The sequence below is a fragment of the Pararhodobacter zhoushanensis genome, from assembly GCF_025949695.1.
GTDB classification, from domain to species: domain Bacteria; phylum Pseudomonadota; class Alphaproteobacteria; order Rhodobacterales; family Rhodobacteraceae; genus Pararhodobacter; species Pararhodobacter zhoushanensis_A.
The window spans coordinates 1-16,269 of the sequence record NZ_JAPDFL010000001.1; the positions used below are offsets into that span (position 1 = coordinate 1).

Here is a 16,269-nt window from a genome sequence, read left to right on the forward strand (position 1 = left end):
CGACCTCGGCCACGGCTTCGGTGTTCATCGTGCCCCCGGCGTGAACCTGATAGGTCTCGTTCAAGAGGGCGGTATTGCCGATTATCCCGACAACAGGACGCTTTCGCGGCATGGCTTGACCTTGCGACGTCTGTGATGAGGGAAACCTAGTCTGCTGCAGCTGCAAAGAAAAGGGGTGTTACGGCAGGATGACAACAGCCGCCTGACCATCGGTCGTCCAGGTGAGGCCGGTCAGGGTGGTGCCGCTGCGCCCGGTGCCGGTGGCGATGCTGGCAGCCGGTTGCGCACCGGCGGCGATCAGGTCGGCGACCAGCAGGTCACGTTGCGCATCGGGGTCCGGCGGGATGCCCGAGATGCCGATATCCAGCGTCGCCGTGCCCACATAGACCCGCTGGCCGTCCGGCCCCAGATACGCGCTGCGCCAGAGCCGCAGATGCGGGCGGGCGGCGGTGTCGGCGATCGGCTTTTCATAGGCCATATCGTTGGGCTGGCCGTCCCAGAAATCTGGCGTGACCGGGGCGATGGGGTCATCGGCACCGCGCCATGACGCCCAGGCCTCGCGCAAAAGCAGCGTCGCGGCGGGGCGCTGCGCGGCGACCCATCCGGCATCGGCCAGCGCGGTGGCTACGGCGGCGTCATCCCCGGCCAGCAGGATCACGTTGACCGGGCCGAGCCGCCTGCCCAGCAGCGTCTCGGTCTGCGCGGTAAAGCCGGGGGCGGCGGGCAGCGCGGCGAGGTCGGTCAGGGTGACATCGGCAGGGGCGCTCCACGGGATGCCCAGCGCCTTGTCGTAGAAGACGACGACCCACCCGGCGGTGACCACCAGCGCCAGTGTGGCGCTGAGCGCCAGCAGGCGGAGCGCGCCAACCGGCGCGGGCGCGGGCTCTGGTTGCGACTCGAGCCGCCATTCGGCGATGGCGACGCCGACGACCAGCCACAGCGCGCCGACCAGCCAGCCGTTGAACACGTCGCTGACGAAATGCTCGGCCAGATAGACGCGGCTTGCACCGATGGTGAAGGCCAGCAGCACGGCGGCCAGTGTCGCCGGGACCAGCGGCAGGCGCCCGATGCGCCAGAGCGCGTAACAGGCGGTTCCCCAGAAGGCGACCGAGATGGCGGCGTGGCCCGAGGGGAAGCTGCTGGAGGTTTCAAGGAAATAGGCGAACTCGGGGCGCGGGCGGTCGAAGACCCGCTTGAGAATGCTCACCGACAGCGCGTTGCCGACCACGGCCACGACAAGCCCCAGCACCAGATCGCGCCGCCCCTTGAGCACCAGCCAGACCGCCAGCGCAACGGCAAGCGCCGTCACCACGCGGCTGTCGCCCAGCGCGGTGATGTGCATCACGACCCGCAGGATGCCCGGGCTCCAGAACGAATGCGCCAGATTGGACAGGCGCGTGTCGATGGCGACGATCGGCGCGGCGGTCAGCCAGTCGGCGACCGACCCGACCCAGACGGCGAAGACATAGACAAAGACCACACCCAGCAGCGTCAGCGGCAGACCGGCGAAACGCCCGCTGTCCAGACGCCGCGCCAGCAGCGCGTTGGTGCGCGGGAAGCGGGCTTGCAGCGCCTGCACCTGCGGGTTCCCGGCCAGCGCGCGCAGCACGGATTGCCCGACCGAGCGCACGAAGGGAAAAAGCCGGATCGCGCGCATCACCAGCCAGATCAGCGCGGCGAGCGCCAGCAGCACGGCCACCACCACCAGCGCGACCCGGGTGGCCAGCGGTCCCAGCCGGGTCATCGTGTCGCCCAGCACGTAACCCAGCGCCAGATGCCCGGCGGCATAGGGCACGGCGGCAATCGCGGACCACATCAGGAAACGACGGTGCGGCATGCCTGAAAGCGCTGCGACCATCGGCACCAAGCCCGAAACCGGCCCCAGAAACCGCCCGATGACCAGCGCCAGCCCGCCGTGGCGCTGGAAAAGCGCCTCGGCGCGGGCATAGGCCTTGGACCCGGCCAAGCGCCCGCGAAGCCCGCGCTTGGCCAGACGGCCGGTCCAGTAGCCCAGCTCGGCCCCGATCAATGCACCACCGGCGACGAACCAGCCCAGATCGAACAGATCAAGCACGCCCTGCTGCGCAAGGATCCCACCCGCATCGACGATCAGCGAGCCGGGCACGAAGACGCCGGTGACAAACCACGCCTCGAGCATCGCCGCCGCGCCGATGATCCAGTAGGTCGCCATGCCCAGCGACGCCAGCGAGGGCAGGATCTGGTCCAGTCCGATCACTGTTGGCGGCTCAGCCCTGCCCGACCAGCCCGGCGGCTTCCGCCCCGGCGATGCCCGCGTCGGCGTCATTGTCCGAGGTGTCGCCGGTCACGCCCACCGCGCCGACAATCGCGCCGCCGGCATCGCGCAGCAGCACGCCACCGGCGGCAGGAACCACCTTGCCGTCATAGAGCGTGCTGAGCGAAGCGACGAAATGCGGGCGCTCGGCGGCCATGACACCCAGCTGGCGGCTGGGCACACCGACCATGATCGCACCATACGCCTTGCCCTGCGCAAGCGCGAAGCGGCCCACCGGCGCGCCGTCTTCCCGCTCGAACGCCAGAACCTGACCGCCGGCATCCAGCACCACGACGGACAGCGGTTTCATGTCCTTTTCGCGACCAAGGGCGCGGGCAGCGGCGATGATGGTGCGGGCTTGGTCGAGGGTCAGGGTCATGGGCCGTCCTTTCAAAACAGACCCTCTGATACCGTCCCGCGCGCCATCACGCAAAGCCGATCTTTGCAAGGGCCCGGAACGCAAAGGGCGGCCCGTTTCGGGGCCGCCCAGGTGTCTCAGTTCCGCGCTGCCTTGAGTTGCAGGCGGCGGGCGTGCAGCACCGGTTCGGTATAGCCCGAGGGCTGGACGCGTCCCTTGAACACCAGATCGCAAGCCGCCTGAAAGGCAATGGTTTCAAAGCCCGGCGCCATCGGCGTGTAGAGCGGATCGTCGGCGTTCTGGCGGTCGACCACCGCCGCCATCCGCTTCATCGCGTCCAGGACGTCCGCCTCGCTGACAATGCCGTGGTGCAGCCAGTTGGCGATATGCTGCGACGAAATCCGGCAGGTCGCGCGGTCTTCCATCAGGCCGACGTCGTGAATGTCGGGCACCTTGGAACAGCCCACCCCCTGATCAATCCAGCGCACCACATAGCCAAGGATGCCTTGGGCGTTGTTCTCGACCTCGGCCATGATCTGCGCGGGCGACCATTTGCGATAGGTGGCCAGCGGGATTTCCAGCAGGGCATCCAGATGCGCCCGGCGCCCGCCCCCGGCCAGCTTTTTCTGCACCGCGAACACATCGACCTTGTGGTAATGCAGCGCGTGCAGCGTGGCGGCGGTGGGGCTGGGCACCCAGGCGGTATTGGCCCCGGCGCGCGGATGCGCGATCTTCTGATCCAGCATCGCCGCCATCAGATCGGGCGCGGCCCACATGCCCTTGCCGATCTGCGCCTTGCCGCTGAGCCCGCATTCCAGACCGATATCGACGTTGCGGTCCTCATACGCATTGATCCAGGTCTTGCGCTTGATGAAGTCCTTGCGGCTGAATGGCCCGGCCTCCATCGAGGTGTGGATCTCGTCGCCGGTGCGGTCCAGAAAACCGGTGTTGATGAAGGCGATCCGCGATTTGGCGGCGCGGATGCATTCCTTGAGATTGGCCGAGGTGCGGCGTTCCTCATCCATGATACCCAGCTTGACGGTATTGGCGGGCAGGCCCAGCGCGGCCTCGACCCTGTCGAAGATCTCGACCGCGAAGGCGGCTTCTTCCGGCCCGTGCATCTTGGGCTTCACCACATACATCGAGCCATGCTGCGAATTGCGCGCGCCTTTGGTCTTTTGCAGATCGTGCTTGGCGATCAGCGTGGTGATCATGGCGTCCATGATGCCTTCGGGGATTTCCGAGCCGTCTTGCAGCAGGATCGCCGGGTTGGTCATCAGATGGCCGACATTGCGCACCCACAGCAGGGCGCGGCACTTCACGGTGAGTGTACCGCCGCCGGGGGCGTTGTAGGCGGCATCGGGGTTCAGTTTGCGCGTAAAGCTCTTGCCGCCCTTGGTGACCTCTTCCGCCAGATCGCCCTTCATCAGGCCCAGCCAGTTGCCATAGGCCTGCACCTTGTCCTCGGCATCGACGCAGGCGACGGAATCCTCGCAATCCATGATCGCGGTCAGCGCGCTTTCCAGCCAGACATCCGAAATCCCGGCGCGGTCGGTGCGCCCGACCTCGGTCGTGGGATCGACGAGGATCTCGATCAAGAGCCCGTTCGAGCGCAGCAGGACCTGCAGCGGGCACAGGTCATTCTCAAGCCAGCCCGCGAACTGGGCCGGGTTCTTGAGCCCCCGTTCGCCGCGCGCCGTCACCACCAGTTGACCGTCGCGCACGGCGAGCGCCGTCACTTCGGTCCAGGACGCGCCGTCGAGCGGGACCGCTTCGTCCAGAAACACCCGCACCCGCGCCACGACCCGTGCGCCGTGGCCGTGCTCGTACGCGCCCTTGGGCGGCAGCGCGCCCATCGCATCGGTGCCATAGAGCGCGTCATACAGGCTGCCCCAGCGCGCATTCGCCGCGTTCAGCGCATAGCGGGCGTTGGTGATCGGCACGACCAGCTGCGGACCGGCGATGGTGGCGATCTCAGGATCGACGTTCTGGGTTTCGATCTGGAAATCGCCGCCTTCGGGCAGCAGATAGCCGATCTCGGACAGGAAAGCCTTGTACGCCTCGCCATCATGCGGCGCGTCGCGGTGGCTGCGGTGCCAGTCGTCGATCTGCGCCTGCAGGCTGTCGCGCTTGTCCAGCAGGGCGCGGTTTTTCGGCGCCAGATCATGCACGAGGGTCGAGAAGGCCTGCCAGAAGGCCGCCGGGTCGATCCCGGTGCCGGGCAGCGCCTGCGCGTCGATGAAATCCGCCAGTTGCAGGTCAACCTTCAGACCCGCCTTGTCGATGCGCTGTGTCATACCACCCTCTTTTTTGATGTCGCGCCTGAGCCGCAAAGCCCGCCTCCCGGTGCGTTCGCTGAGGATATCGGAAAAAGTTTCCTATAGGCAACACGCTTTCCCCTCTGCAACGCCGACAAATCCCGACATGATTTTCAAGAAATAATTGTAAGTCACATGCCTAAGTTTTTCTTGCGCGACTCGGCTCCGATAGTTAGTTATTTTCCTAAGCGATACAGAAGGAGCGGCGTCATGCCCCGAATGATCTTTGTGAACCTGCCCGTCGCAGACCTGCCCAAAGCCATGGGGTTCTGGCGCGCGCTGGGGTTCGACTTCAACCTCGACTACACCGACGAGACCGCTGCCTGTCTGGTGCTGTCGGACACCATGTTCGCCATGCTGCTGACGCATGACAAGTTCCGTGGCTTCGCCAAGGCCGAGGTCGCCGATACCAGCAAGGCCCGCGAAGTGCTGATCGCCCTGACCTGCGAGACCCGCGACGACGTGGACCGCCTGTGCGATACCGCCGCCGCCGAGGGCGGCGCGGCGCAGGGAGAGCCGCAGGACCACGGCTTCATGTATTTCCGCGCGTTCACCGACCCTGACGGGCACGTCTGGGAACTGACCCACTTCCCCGAGGCCTGACATGGGGCAGCTGCGCGGGCATCGCGTCACGGGATCGCTGCGCGGCGACGGGGTCCGGGGGCGCACCATGCCTGACCATGGGCACATAGGGTGGGGTGAAACCCCACCCTACGGCGGCACCGCAGTCGGGCTGGCCCGATGAGCGCCGAACCGCGCCTTGATGCGTTGTTTCAGGCGCTGGCCGATCCGACCCGCCGCGCGATCCTGTCGCAGCTGGCGCGCGGTCCGGCCAGCGTCAGCGATCTGGCGCAACCTTTCGACATGGCCCTGCCCAGCCTGATGGCGCATCTGCGCAAGCTGGAACAGGCCGGGTTGATCGACAGCCACAAGGACGGCCGCGTGCGCACCTGTGCCATTGTGCCCGAGGCTTTCACCCCCGTGCGCGGCTGGCTGGATGAACAGCGCGCGCAGTGGGAGGGGCGGCTTGACCGTCTGGAAGATTACGTGACCCGATTGATGAAGGAACGCCAACAATGACACTTGATCCCGATACCGACCTGATCCTGACCCGCACCCTGAACGCGCCCCGCACGATCCTGTGGGAATGCTGGACCTCGCCCGAACATCTGCCGCAGTGGTTCGTGCCCAAACCGCATAAGGTTGTCGCCTGCGAGCTGGACGTACGGCCCGGCGGCAAATGCAACACGACCTTCGAGGTCGAGGGCAACCTGATGGAGAACAACGGCGTGTATCTCGAGGTGATCCCCGGCGAAAAGCTGGTGTTCACCGACACCTACACCGAAGGCTGGAAGCCAAACCCTGAACCCTTCATGACCGCCATCGTCACCTTTGAAGATGCCGGTGACGGCAAGACGACCTATACCGCCATCGCCCGCCACCGCAGCGTTGAGAGCGCCAAGCAACACGCCGACATGGGGTTCCACGACGGCTGGGGCACCGTCGCCGCGCAGCTTGAAGCCTATGCGCAGGAGCTTGCCGCCAGATGAGCACGCAGTTCGATACGCTGGTGTTCGAGCGCGACATCGCCGCCTCGCCGGGTGCGGTCTGGCATGCGTGGATCGACCCGGCGGCGCGGGCGGCGTGGTCCGCGCCCAGCCCGGCAGTGACGGTCGAGTATCTGAGCGCCGATGCGCGGGTTGGCGGTGAGGAAATCTCGCTGTGCAAGGTGAAGGGCCAGCCCGACATCCGCTGCGACATCCGCTGGCTGGCGATGGACCCCGGCCTGCGGAGCGTGAACAGCGAAGTGATCGCGCAGGAGGGCACGACGCTGTCCACCGCTTTGGTCACAGCCGAGCTGCGCGGCATGGGTGAGGGCTGCGTGCTGACGCTGACGGTGCAACTGGCCTCTCTGGCCGAGGATATGGGCGTCGGGTATCAGCAGGGGTTCGGGGCCGGGCTGGATAACCTGACCGACGTCGCCCAGCGGGTGCTGAGCATCGAGCGGGTGATCGACGCGCCGGTGGCGGCGCTATGGGAGGCATGGACCGACCCAGAGGCACTGCCGCTCTGGTGGGGGCCGGACGGGTTCTCGTGCCGCACCCAGCGCATTGATCTGCGCAAGGGGGGCGAGTGGGTGTTCGACATGGTCGGCCCTGACGGCACCGTCTATCCCAACCACCACCGCTATACCCGCCACATCCCGCAGACGCGCATCGACTACACGCTGCACTGGGGCGAGAACGGGCCGAAACATGCCGATGCCTCGGCCCGGTTCGAGCCGATGGGAAAGCGCACCAAGGTGACGCTGGATATGCTGATGGCCACGCAGGACGACTACGATCAGGCCAAGGCGATGGGGGCGATGGAGCTGGGTCTGCAGACGCTGGGCAAGCTGGCGCGGCAGGTCGGCGCTTAAAGGTCCAGCGCCATCTGCCCTTTGGGCGCGCGTTTGCGCGGGGTGACGAGCGGGCGGGGCACCGGGGTGCGTTCCGCCCGCGCGGCGCGTCCGGCGGTGGCGGGATCGACTACCGGCTCGGGATAGCGCCCGGCCAGCAGTTTGCGCGCGCGGGGCCAGAGCCAGGGTGCGTGCAGATGGGCATCGGGGACGCGGGCGAGTTCGGGCACCCAGCGGCGGATAAAAGCGCCCTGCGGGTCCAGCCGTTGACCCATCGCCACCGGATCGGGGATGCGGCCCAGCGCGACGCTTTGCAAGGCACGCCAGTGGATCGCCGGGTCATAATCGGTGCACAGGCGGGACAGGTGCAGGCCCACGGCAGAAGGGTTGAGTGCCAGATGATGCACGCCGACGGCAGCGAGCAGTGCGCGCGAGCGGGCGTCGAGCCAGCCAGTCGCGGCCAACGCACGCATGGTGGCGTCGATGAACGGCAGGCCGGTCTGGCCGTCGGCCCAGGGGCCGGTGGCGGGTGTGTCGCCGGGGGGCATCAGCGGTAGCGCGTCCTGCGCCTGCGTGCGGGCGCGCAGTTGCGCGGCCAGCGCGCGCAGGGCACCGGACCAGTCGGAATTGCCACGCCAGCGCTGGCGCGCCTCAGCCAGCGCCGCCTGCACTTCGCGCGGTGAAAGCACGCCGTAAGCCAGATAGGGCGACAACCGGCTGCCCGCGCGCTCGGCCCCCAATGCGGTGGCGGTGGCGGGGGAATAGCCCTGCCCGCGCACCGACAGATAACTTTCCAGCAATTGCAGCCCCGCCGCGCGGCCACCCGGCTGGCGGTAGGGGCAGCGATCCTCGGCCAGTCCCAGCGCTTTGAGGCCGGGCAGCGCGCCCGTCCCCTCAACCACCATCGGCAGCGGGGGCGCTGGCAACACAGGGCCATCGCCCTGCGCCAAGGCGACCCACTCGACCCCTGCCCCGCGCGCCCAGTCGGCCACGCGCTGCTGACGCGCGCGCGCCCAGGCGCTGCCGGTTTCCTGATGGGTGATGAGGCGCAAGAAGCCGTGCTTGGCCTGCAGGCGCGTCAGCACCTCGACCGGATCGCCGGTGCGCAGGATCAGGGGCTGGCCCAGCTCGGCCAGATCGGCGCGCAAGCCCCGCAGGCAGTCGTCCAGAAAACCCCAGTGCCGCGCTGACACCTCAGGCCGTGCCCATTCGGCCGGATCGGCAATCCAGACCGGCAGAACACGCCCGCCCGCAGCCGCAAGCGACAGGGCCGGATGGTCCTGAACGCGGAGATCACGGGTGAACCAGACGAGCGAGAGCATGGTGAGCGCCGAGTCTTGCGAGGGCATGTTCCCGGTTTACCCCCACAATCGCCGCCCGGCAACCCCTCCCACAAAGGACCATGCCTGCGCCCCATTGCTGCCACGAAACAGGAGTGAAGTCTGCCTAAGCCCGCGTCAGAAAGGACCTTCTATGAAACCGCAGAGCAGCACCCTCGACTTCCTCGGCCAAGCGCTGAAACTTCCGTTCAACCTGTTTGCCGACGACGAGGACCGCGTGTTGTCGCGGCTCGATGACCTGCACAAACAATTGCCTGAATCCCTGCCGCAAAAGCGCTTTTTCAAGCACTGAACGCCGGTTTCACACGCTGACCGTTACCCCCGGAAGACGCAGCGCGGTCATCAGATCGCGCAGCTCTTGCCGGGCGGCAACGTTTGAGATGTTCATCTGCTCGACACCCGTGTCACGCAGATCCAGCAAGGTCAGCCCGCGCGGGAACAGCTCGCGGAAGATGACCCGCTCGGAAAAGCCGGGCGCCACGCGGAAACCGATCCGCTTGGACAGCGCCTCGAGCGCCTCACCGACCTTGCGCTTGTTGTGCATCTGCTGCGCGCCAAGCCGGTTGCGCACAACCATCCAGTCAATCGGTTTAAGGCCTGCCTGCGCGCGCAATTGCCGGGCCTGCCAGACCATTTCCGCATAAATCGACGGACCCAGCACCGTGTTGGTCTCAGAATCGATCCGGGCCAGCAGGTCAAAGTCGATGAAGCTGTCATTCATCGGCGTGATCAGCGTATCGGCCAGCGAATGCGCCACCTGGCTCAGCCGCGTATGGCTGCCGGGGCAGTCGATAAGGATGAAATCACACGTCTCATCCAGCCCGGCCATGGCCTCGGACAGACGATGGTCGTTGATGTTCTCATTCGGACCCAGCTGGGCCGCGTCCACCTCGGGCAGCTCGCGGTAGTCCGGGCTGGGCAAGGTGATGCCTTCGCGCGCGCAATATGCCACGCGGTTTTCAATATAGCGGCCAAAAGTGCGTTGGCGGACATCCAGATCCAGTGCCCCGACGCGATGCCCCATCCGGGCCAGCGCCGTTGCAATATGCATCGCGGTGGTCGATTTGCCCGACCCGCCCTTTTCATTGCCGGTGACGATAATATGCGCCACGTTCTTCCCTGCTCTTGCTGCGCCCGGTTCGACGCGCCCGGACAATAAGCCGGGGAGCGGCGGGGGGAAGCGGAAAGCCGCCGAAAGACGGTTACTCGATCGGAGTCCCGAAGATCGCGATGGCCACGGCGAGCAGCGCAAGCGCCGCATGCCGGGCGGCGCGGACCGGCCGGTCCGGCCAGACGCGCCACGCGGCAATCGCCGCCTGCACGGCGTAATACGCGGCAAACGCCCGCGAGGCATAGGCGATGATCTGGAACACATCCGCGACCCAGGTGATCCCCAGCCCCACCGCGACGGTCAGCGCATAGGCGTGGCGCTGGGTGATGCGCTGACGACTGAGTTCGGCGATCAGCCCACCCGACCCGCCGGTATCCGCCACCGCCGCCGAAAACTGAGCGGCCAGCGCGGCGGCGACCAGCACCAGCGGCAACAGGGGTGAGATGACACCCATCATATCGACGATGGCGGTTTCAGACAGCGACATGCCGGCGGGATCGAAAGCATAGGTCACCAGCGCGATATAGATCAGGTAAATCGCCGTTGAGACGATCTGCGCCAGCCGCATCGAGTTGATCCGCGTCTGCGCCTTGTATTGCGCGCCCAGATAGCGCGAGGTCTCGAAGCCCTGCACCGTCACGATCAGGCCAAAGCCCAGCGTCAGCGCGGCCCAGCCTGTCTCGTGAACCTCGCTGATAACAAGCGTCCCTTCGACTGCCTTGCCGCCGGTGAACACCGCCAGCGCCAGCAGCAACCCGGCGATGATCGCCAGCTTCAGCGCCACGCTGGCGTATTCCATCCGCTCCAGCGTCTTGAACCCGCGCGTCCAGCCGACGACCAGAATCAGCGCATAGATCGCGCTGGTCATCAGCCGCGCGTTGAACGGAGAGGCGAAAGGCGTGAGCGACAGGGCGAAGCTGCCAAAGAGGTTGAGGTAATAGGCCACCGACACCATGAAGGCGAAACCCAGCAGGGCCGAGGCCAACGACTCGGCCCAGACCGGTTTCGCCGTGCCGTCATCACCAATCGCGCGGATGTTGTCGCGGATGGCCGCGCCATAGCCCCAGGCCACCAAACACAGCAGCGCCATCGCCAGCGGTGCAAAGCGACCATAGGCGTGGTTGAGCAGCGGCCCCAGCACCAGAAAGCCCGACCCGATGATCGAGGCCAGCGGCGTCACCATCGCGCGCCAGACCGGGGCTTTGCGCAGGGCGGGCAGCGACAAGAGCGCGCCGGTGATCAGGATGGTCGCGGCGATGGCAAGGTTGAACAGCATCGTTGGCCTTTGGAATGCAGAACGCCGCTACGGATGTAGCGGCGCTCAACGTCTTTGCAAACGGGGGTAGGTTTAGAAACCCAGGCCCGAGTATTTGTTCTTGAACTTCGACACGCGGCCGCCGGTGTCCATCAGACGCGAGGTGCCGCCGGTCCAGGCCGGGTGCACCGACGGGTCGATGTCCAGCGACATGCTGTCGCCTTCTTTGCCCCAGGTCGATTTCATCTGCACGATCGTGCCGTCAACCAGCTTGACGTTGATGACGTGATAGTCGGGGTGAATATCTGCTCTCATCATCCGGCTCCTTACTCAGCGCCCATCGGACGGTAGTTGGTCTTTTCAACGATACGCGCCGACTTACCGCGACGATCGCGCAGGTAGTACAGCTTGGCGCGACGAACGCGACCGCGGCGAACAACCTCGATGCTGTCGATGTTGGTCGAATAGAGCGGGAACATCCGCTCGACGCCTTCACCGAACGAGATCTTGCGCACGGTGAACGAGGCGGCGATGTTCTTGCCACCGCTGCGGCCGATGCAGACGCCTTCAAACGCCTGAACGCGCGAGCGGGTGCCCTCGGTCACTTTGTAGCCGACACGGATGGTGTCACCGGCCTTGAAATCCGGAATGGTCTTGCCGAGCGAGGCGATCTGCTCGGCTTCGAGTTCTGCGATCAGGTTCATCTGATCTTCTCCTATCATGCTCACGGTTGGCCCGCGAAGGTCTGTGCCGATGCAGAGCTCTGGTCTTCACCCGGGTCCCGCTTGCCCGCAAGGGGAAGCAGCCCGACAGAGATACGATCGTCGTTCCTGTGCGATCCGTTTGTTCCGTGATCCGCCGAAGAAGGCAGGGCCCAAACGAAAACGGCCCGGCGGGCGATTCCGCCCCCGGACGAGCGCGGTATAGGGCTTGCGAGGGGGTGGGTCAAGCGGGGGTTGGGGAAGATTTGGGGCGTTTCGACGGTGAGTTGCCCGGAAGCAACTGCGCAAACCGTGCAAACCTCAGTTCCAAGCCGACGTCGTCTCCCAACCCGTGGGGAAACCCGCAGAAGCCGTAGAAATTTCTGCGGCAAGAGTTTTCTCGCTCACCAGCTTGGCAAAGCGATGATGCCATTCAGTTTTGGGGTGAATTCGTTTCAAAAGGAATACGATAGCCATCAGCGCTCCATACAAGCGTGCAGAGTGCTGCTGGTCGATCTTCCCGCGATCCGTCCGCATGTGATCGAAATCGGGAAGCTGACCAAGTTTTTGAAAACCGGGCGCGTTCGTGAGCACCTTATTCCACATCCTTGAATGATGCGCGCAGGCATTCCGCACCTCATTCAAACTCGCCATCCAGGAAATCAAAGTTTTTTGCTCGAGCGCGGGATGGATCAAGGCGCAGATTGCACTCATGTTCCTGTCTGAAAGATAGCGAAAAGTATAGGATAGGTTCCCCCAGTCCCACCCCCCAGCCGCAATCCAAATAGGCGGATGACCTGCATAAGTTCGGCGGAAATGCTTTGCAAATTCTTCGTTCGACCGCGCGAAGGCTTCGTCAAGCCCTGACAGAAAACTGTCTAGTGGTAGCTCACCCGTTATTGCGTCACGCGCGGCTAAATGTGCGTTGTAACTTCTTAGGTCTCGGTGCGCGTGCGCGCCGTGCGCACCCAAAACTTCGACCAAAAAAGCCCGCATCGCTATCTCGATCCGCTCGAGAGCGTCGGAGATCATCAGGCGGATTTCTTTGTCGTACAGATAAAAATCCAATACATGGTCGAAAGTCGTGCCCTTAACGAAGCGATCACAGCGGACCAACCGACCACCCTCCGCGGGCAATACGCAGAAATCCCGAAACGGGTACCAATAGGCACTGAGTCGATAATAGCCGATCCGTGAAAAACACCGTTCTGCGTAGTGTTCATCGGAAAAGAGCATCCCCCGTTCCTTGAGGATATCAATATTGGAACGGATATCCCTGAACGGCTTCAGGTACGGCAGCATCATTCGAAGGCGTTCTCAATATGAGAAGACCGGCCCGTAACAAGGCGACGAGGCCAAGCCAGGGGAGCCGGTCATAAGGTCCACATTAGCTAATTCGTGGGCACGAACACGTCAAGCTTCTTGTTGCGCTTTTCGCAACGCTCGCGTGTCCTGCAACAGTGCTTTGAGTGTTCCTGAACACGGCTCGTGGACGCACACCGTACCCCTCGGTGTCCTAGATTCGTCGCGACGGGCCAACCGACCGCATGAGGGGTTTCCCCCTTGACCTCCCCCCATTCCCCCCCATCATCAGTCTAAATACCCTCATCCCGCCGGAGACCCTGCCCCTTGCCCCGCCAGCCCGTGACCCGCCTGACCTTCGCCGCTGCGATCACTGCAAGCCTGACCTTCCCCGCCCTTGCCGAACCCACCAACCCCAACGAGCGCAGCAGCCTGTATGGCGAGACGCGCAGCTGGCTGGTGGAGGCGCTGCATGATGACAGCGGCTTCTCTGGGTGCCGGGCGACGATCCCGTTGCAAGAGGGGGGCCGCTGTTGCTGGAGCGGAGCTTCGACGCGCTGGAGGGGTGGACGATGTATGTGCCCAGCCCGCAAACCCCCGAGGAGAAGGGCAGCACCAGCGCGCCCGGTCTGTTCATCGTTGATGGCGAGGAACTGCCGGTAACCTATGACTTGCTCGGCCACGGCTGGGCGGCGCAGCCGCTGACCGAGGTGATGCGGCAGCGGTTGATGGACGGGAACTATTTCAGCGCGGCGCTTGAGGGCGACCCGGCGCGGGAGTGGATCCTGAACGGGTCGACCGCCGCGATGGATCTGGCGCAGGAATGCTACGAGCGGCAGGGCGCGATCTGGCGTTAACCGTCAGGGCTTTTCGCGGCGGGCCCACATATCCGGGCGGCGCTCGCGGGTGATCCGCTCGGCCTGCGCGCGGCGCCATTTGGCGATTTCGGCGTGGTTACCCGACAGCAGAACCGGCGGGATCTCGCGGCCTTCCCACACAGCGGGCTTGGTGTATTGCGGGTGTTCCAGCAACCCGCTGGAATGGCTTTCTTCCTCGGTCGAGGCGGCATTGCCCAGCACGCCGGGCAGCAGGCGCACGGTGGCATCGAGCACGGCCTGCGCGGCGATCTCGCCGCCGGTCAGGACGAAATCCCCCAGCGAGACCTCTTCGATGGCGAAATGTTCGAGCACGCGCTCATCGACACCCTCGAACCGGCCACACAGCAGGGTGATGCCGTCGCCGGCGGCAAAGCGGCGGGCCATCGCCTGATCAAAGGGCGTGCCGCGCGGCGAGAGGTAAACCACCGGCCAGCGCGGGCGCGGTCCAGTGCCGATCTCGGCCATGCGCAACGCGCGGGCAAGGATGTCGGCGCGCAGCACCATCCCGGCACCACCACCCGCAGGCGTGTCATCGACGTTGCGGTGCCTGCCCTCGCCAAAGGGGCGCAGATCGAGCGTGTCGAGCGACCACAGGCCCCGGTCCAGCGCCTTGCCGGTCAGCGACTGACCGAGCACGCCGGGGAAAGCATCGGGGAACAGGGTGATGATCTTGGCGGCCCAAGCGCTCTTGATGCGCGGCGGGCCGCCCATCAGATCGCGCGGCTGGCCTGTGACACTCATCGCCACACGCCCGTGCGAGCGGCGGGGGGCGGGCGTGTCGTCGTCGCTCATTCAAACAGACCCTCGGGCGGATCGACGATGACCCGGCCCGAGGCCAGATCGACGGTCGGCACGATGGCCAGCGTGAAGGGGATCAGCGCGCTGCCCTTGGCCGGGATCTGGATTTCCAGCAGATCGCCCGCACCGTGGTTCTGGACCGAGGTAACACGGCCCAGTTCGGTCCCGCCCGTGTCAAGCACGGTCAGGCCGATCAGATCGGCGTGGTAGAATTCATCATCCGGCAGGCTGGGCAGCTTGTCGCGGTCGGCGTAAAGCCGGGTGCCACGCAGCGCCTCGGCTTCTTCGCGCGACGCAATGCCGGACAGGCGCGCGGACAGCCCGTTGGGCACCGGCGAGCCAAGCTTGACGGTGAAGCTGCGCTTGCCGTCTTCGGTATAAAGCGGGGCATAGGCGCCGATCGCCTCGGGCTGGGCGCAGAAGCTTTTCAGCCGCACCTCACCCCGGACGCCAAAGGCTCCGGCAATCGCTCCGACACAGACACGCTCGCCCATGATCACCCCTATCGTCGTTCTATCGGCACAGCGAGGCTGCGCTGTTCCCAGCCCGCGCGTTCCAGTTCCGGTTCGTCATCGCTGGTTTCAGGCCAGCCGATGCACAGATAGGCAACCAGCCGCCAACCGGCGTCAATCCCCAGATCGACCGAGAGCTGGTCGGCGTCAAGGATCGAGACCCAGCCCATCCCCAAGCCTTCGGCGCGCAGCATCAGCCAGAGCTGCATCACCGCGCCCGCGACGGAATAGCGCCGCATCTCGGGCATGGTCTGCGCCCCAAGGCCCGAGCCTTTGACCGTGCTCTCGTCGCAGAACACGGCCAGCTGAACGGGCGCTTCGCGCATGCCGGTCAGTTTGAGACCGGCATAGAGCGTGGCGCGCTCGCCGTCATACCCTTGCAAGGCGGCCGTATTGGCCGCCTTGAAGTTGCGCAGGGCGGCGTCCCGCGCGGCGGGGCTTTCGACCCTGACGATGCGCCAGGGCTCCGACAGCCCGACCGAGGGTGCCAGACGAAAGGCAGTCAGGCACCGTTCCAACGCGTCCTCATCCACCGGGTCCGACCGGAAGCGGCGCACATCGCGCCGCCACCGCACCAGATCCGCCAGCTGCGCGCGGAACGTTTCGCTGAACGCCCCGTCTTGCATCGGCTTACTCAGCCGACGCCGTGGCAGCAGCTTCAGCCTTGTCGGCACGCTCTTTCGCGCGGGCGACGGCTTTCTTGCCCGGCTTGGCTTTGTTCGGGTTGTTGCGCTCGACTTTGGCGCGGACACCGGCAGCTTCCACGAAGCGCACGACGCGGTCGGTCGGCTGCGCGCCTTTGTCCAGCCACGCCTGCACGCGCTCGATGTCCATTTTCACGCGGTCTTCGCTGTCTTTGGCCAGCAGCGGGTTATACGTGCCGACCTTTTCCAGGAAACGGCCGTCGCGCGGCATGCGGCTGTCGCACACGACGATCGCGTAGAACGGGCGCTTTTTCGAGCCACCACGGGCGAGACGGATTTTAGTAGCCATTGTGTATTCTCC

19 protein-coding genes are annotated in these 16,269 nt (G+C 65.5%); 6 read left to right on the forward strand and 13 right to left on the reverse strand.

Going from position 1 to position 16,269, the window contains the following annotated elements:
- Positions 1 to 178: 178 nt before the first annotated feature.
- From OKW52_RS00010 to OKW52_RS00020, 3 genes are all read right to left on the reverse strand, one after another.
- Positions 179 to 2,236: a bifunctional DedA family/phosphatase PAP2 family protein gene (locus OKW52_RS00010; protein ID WP_264503878.1), complete on the reverse strand. Its 2,058-nt coding sequence runs from the start codon at positions 2,234 to 2,236 to the stop codon at positions 179 to 181.
- A gap of 10 nt (positions 2,237 to 2,246) precedes the next feature.
- Complete coding sequence (locus OKW52_RS00015) at positions 2,247 to 2,672, reverse strand: GlcG/HbpS family heme-binding protein (protein ID WP_264503879.1); 426 nt, start codon at positions 2,670 to 2,672, stop codon at positions 2,247 to 2,249.
- Between the two features lie 116 nt (positions 2,673 to 2,788).
- A complete protein-coding gene (locus tag OKW52_RS00020) occupies positions 2,789 to 4,948 on the reverse strand; it encodes a malate synthase G (protein WP_264503880.1) in 2,160 nt (719 codons plus the stop codon).
- A 231-nt stretch (positions 4,949 to 5,179) separates the two neighbouring features.
- Here OKW52_RS00020 and OKW52_RS00025 point away from each other — a divergent pair, with 231 nt between their 5' ends.
- The 4 genes from OKW52_RS00025 to OKW52_RS00040 all read left to right on the forward strand — a co-directional run bounded on the left by OKW52_RS00025 (position 5,180) and on the right by OKW52_RS00040 (position 7,388).
- On the forward strand, positions 5,180 to 5,572 hold the full coding sequence (locus tag OKW52_RS00025; RefSeq protein WP_264503881.1) for a VOC family protein: 393 nt from the start codon (positions 5,180 to 5,182) through the stop codon (positions 5,570 to 5,572).
- Between the two features lie 138 nt (positions 5,573 to 5,710).
- Positions 5,711 to 6,049 (forward strand): ArsR/SmtB family transcription factor, encoded by a 339-nt coding sequence (locus OKW52_RS00030; protein WP_264503882.1) that lies wholly within the window; start codon positions 5,711 to 5,713, stop codon positions 6,047 to 6,049.
- Positions 6,046 to 6,519 (forward strand): SRPBCC family protein, encoded by a 474-nt coding sequence (locus tag OKW52_RS00035; RefSeq protein ID WP_264503883.1) that lies wholly within the window; start codon positions 6,046 to 6,048, stop codon positions 6,517 to 6,519. The genes OKW52_RS00030 and OKW52_RS00035 overlap by 4 nt, the downstream gene beginning before the upstream one ends.
- Positions 6,516 to 7,388, forward strand: coding sequence for an SRPBCC domain-containing protein (locus tag OKW52_RS00040; RefSeq protein ID WP_264503884.1), 873 nt, complete (start codon positions 6,516 to 6,518; stop codon positions 7,386 to 7,388). Before OKW52_RS00035 ends, OKW52_RS00040 begins: the two co-directional genes overlap by 4 nt.
- Here the strand turns inward: OKW52_RS00040 and OKW52_RS00045 are convergent.
- A complete protein-coding gene (locus OKW52_RS00045; protein ID WP_264503885.1) occupies positions 7,385 to 8,716 on the reverse strand; it encodes an FAD-binding domain-containing protein in 1,332 nt (443 codons plus the stop codon). The two genes, OKW52_RS00040 and OKW52_RS00045, sit on opposite strands and share 4 nt — an antisense overlap.
- Positions 8,717 to 8,840: 124 nt before the next feature.
- Between OKW52_RS00045 and OKW52_RS00050 the strand changes: the two genes are divergently transcribed.
- Positions 8,841 to 8,999 (forward strand): hypothetical protein, encoded by a 159-nt coding sequence (locus tag OKW52_RS00050; protein WP_164736631.1) that lies wholly within the window; start codon positions 8,841 to 8,843, stop codon positions 8,997 to 8,999.
- Positions 9,000 to 9,008: 9 nt separating this feature from the next.
- Here OKW52_RS00050 and OKW52_RS00055 read toward each other — a convergent pair whose 3' ends face one another.
- From OKW52_RS00055 to OKW52_RS00075, 5 genes are all read right to left on the reverse strand, one after another.
- Entirely contained in the window at positions 9,009 to 9,818 is an 810-nt protein-coding gene (locus OKW52_RS00055) for a division plane positioning ATPase MipZ (RefSeq protein ID WP_264503886.1), read from the reverse strand.
- 91 nt (positions 9,819 to 9,909) lie between these two features.
- A complete protein-coding gene (locus OKW52_RS00060; protein WP_264503887.1) occupies positions 9,910 to 11,094 on the reverse strand; it encodes a hypothetical protein in 1,185 nt (394 codons plus the stop codon).
- Positions 11,095 to 11,166: 72 nt separating this feature from the next.
- Positions 11,167 to 11,388 (reverse strand): 50S ribosomal protein L31, encoded by a 222-nt coding sequence (gene rpmE, locus OKW52_RS00065; protein WP_264503888.1) that lies wholly within the window; start codon positions 11,386 to 11,388, stop codon positions 11,167 to 11,169.
- An 11-nt stretch (positions 11,389 to 11,399) separates the two neighbouring features.
- Entirely contained in the window at positions 11,400 to 11,777 is a 378-nt protein-coding gene (gene rplS, locus OKW52_RS00070; RefSeq protein ID WP_264503889.1) for a 50S ribosomal protein L19, read from the reverse strand.
- A 318-nt stretch (positions 11,778 to 12,095) separates the two neighbouring features.
- Complete coding sequence (locus OKW52_RS00075) at positions 12,096 to 13,079, reverse strand: Abi family protein (protein ID WP_264503890.1); 984 nt, start codon at positions 13,077 to 13,079, stop codon at positions 12,096 to 12,098.
- A gap of 530 nt (positions 13,080 to 13,609) precedes the next feature.
- On the opposite strand from OKW52_RS00075, the gene OKW52_RS00080 reads away from it, so the two are divergent.
- Positions 13,610 to 13,933: a hypothetical protein gene (locus OKW52_RS00080; RefSeq protein ID WP_264503891.1), complete on the forward strand. Its 324-nt coding sequence runs from the start codon at positions 13,610 to 13,612 to the stop codon at positions 13,931 to 13,933.
- A 3-nt stretch (positions 13,934 to 13,936) separates the two neighbouring features.
- Here the strand turns inward: OKW52_RS00080 and trmD are convergent, their stop codons facing one another.
- Genes trmD through rpsP form a run of 4 tightly spaced genes read right to left on the reverse strand, consistent with a single transcriptional unit; the run spans position 13,937 to position 16,257 of the window.
- A complete protein-coding gene (gene trmD / locus OKW52_RS00085; RefSeq protein ID WP_264503892.1) occupies positions 13,937 to 14,746 on the reverse strand; it encodes a tRNA (guanosine(37)-N1)-methyltransferase TrmD in 810 nt (269 codons plus the stop codon).
- Entirely contained in the window at positions 14,743 to 15,246 is a 504-nt protein-coding gene (rimM, locus tag OKW52_RS00090; protein ID WP_127107116.1) for a ribosome maturation factor RimM, read from the reverse strand. Before rimM ends, trmD begins: the two co-directional genes overlap by 4 nt.
- Before the next feature lie 8 nt (positions 15,247 to 15,254).
- Entirely contained in the window at positions 15,255 to 15,890 is a 636-nt protein-coding gene (bluB, locus tag OKW52_RS00095) for a 5,6-dimethylbenzimidazole synthase (RefSeq protein WP_264503893.1), read from the reverse strand.
- Positions 15,891 to 15,894: 4 nt separating this feature from the next.
- Positions 15,895 to 16,257, reverse strand: a complete 363-nt coding sequence (rpsP, locus tag OKW52_RS00100; RefSeq protein ID WP_264503894.1) for a 30S ribosomal protein S16 — start codon at positions 16,255 to 16,257, stop codon at positions 15,895 to 15,897.
- Between the last annotated feature and the right edge of the window lie 12 nt (positions 16,258 to 16,269).

What these genes read in the sequence shown, in the direction of transcription:
- OKW52_RS00015 (WP_264503879.1), bottom strand. Translation starts at nt 2,672, where the DNA reads ATGACCCTGACCCTCGACCAAGCCCGCACCATCATCGCCGCTGCCCGC.
- OKW52_RS00020 (WP_264503880.1), bottom strand. Translation starts at nt 4,948, where the DNA reads ATGACACAGCGCATCGACAAGGCGGGTCTGAAGGTTGACCTGCAACTG.
- OKW52_RS00025 (WP_264503881.1), top strand. Translation starts at nt 5,180, where the DNA reads ATGCCCCGAATGATCTTTGTGAACCTGCCCGTCGCAGACCTGCCCAAA.
- OKW52_RS00030 (WP_264503882.1), top strand. Translation starts at nt 5,711, where the DNA reads ATGAGCGCCGAACCGCGCCTTGATGCGTTGTTTCAGGCGCTGGCCGAT.
- OKW52_RS00035 (WP_264503883.1), top strand. Translation starts at nt 6,046, where the DNA reads ATGACACTTGATCCCGATACCGACCTGATCCTGACCCGCACCCTGAAC.
- OKW52_RS00040 (WP_264503884.1), top strand. Translation starts at nt 6,516, where the DNA reads ATGAGCACGCAGTTCGATACGCTGGTGTTCGAGCGCGACATCGCCGCC.
- OKW52_RS00045 (WP_264503885.1), bottom strand. Translation starts at nt 8,716, where the DNA reads ATGCCCTCGCAAGACTCGGCGCTCACCATGCTCTCGCTCGTCTGGTTC.
- OKW52_RS00050 (WP_164736631.1), top strand. Translation starts at nt 8,841, where the DNA reads ATGAAACCGCAGAGCAGCACCCTCGACTTCCTCGGCCAAGCGCTGAAA.
- OKW52_RS00060 (WP_264503887.1), bottom strand. Translation starts at nt 11,094, where the DNA reads ATGCTGTTCAACCTTGCCATCGCCGCGACCATCCTGATCACCGGCGCG.
- rpmE (WP_264503888.1), bottom strand. Translation starts at nt 11,388, where the DNA reads ATGAGAGCAGATATTCACCCCGACTATCACGTCATCAACGTCAAGCTG.
- rplS (WP_264503889.1), bottom strand. Translation starts at nt 11,777, where the DNA reads ATGAACCTGATCGCAGAACTCGAAGCCGAGCAGATCGCCTCGCTCGGC.
- OKW52_RS00075 (WP_264503890.1), bottom strand. Translation starts at nt 13,079, where the DNA reads ATGATGCTGCCGTACCTGAAGCCGTTCAGGGATATCCGTTCCAATATT.
- trmD (WP_264503892.1), bottom strand. Translation starts at nt 14,746, where the DNA reads ATGAGCGACGACGACACGCCCGCCCCCCGCCGCTCGCACGGGCGTGTG.
- rimM (WP_127107116.1), bottom strand. Translation starts at nt 15,246, where the DNA reads ATGGGCGAGCGTGTCTGTGTCGGAGCGATTGCCGGAGCCTTTGGCGTC.
- bluB (WP_264503893.1), bottom strand. Translation starts at nt 15,890, where the DNA reads ATGCAAGACGGGGCGTTCAGCGAAACGTTCCGCGCGCAGCTGGCGGAT.
- rpsP (WP_264503894.1), bottom strand. Translation starts at nt 16,257, where the DNA reads ATGGCTACTAAAATCCGTCTCGCCCGTGGTGGCTCGAAAAAGCGCCCG.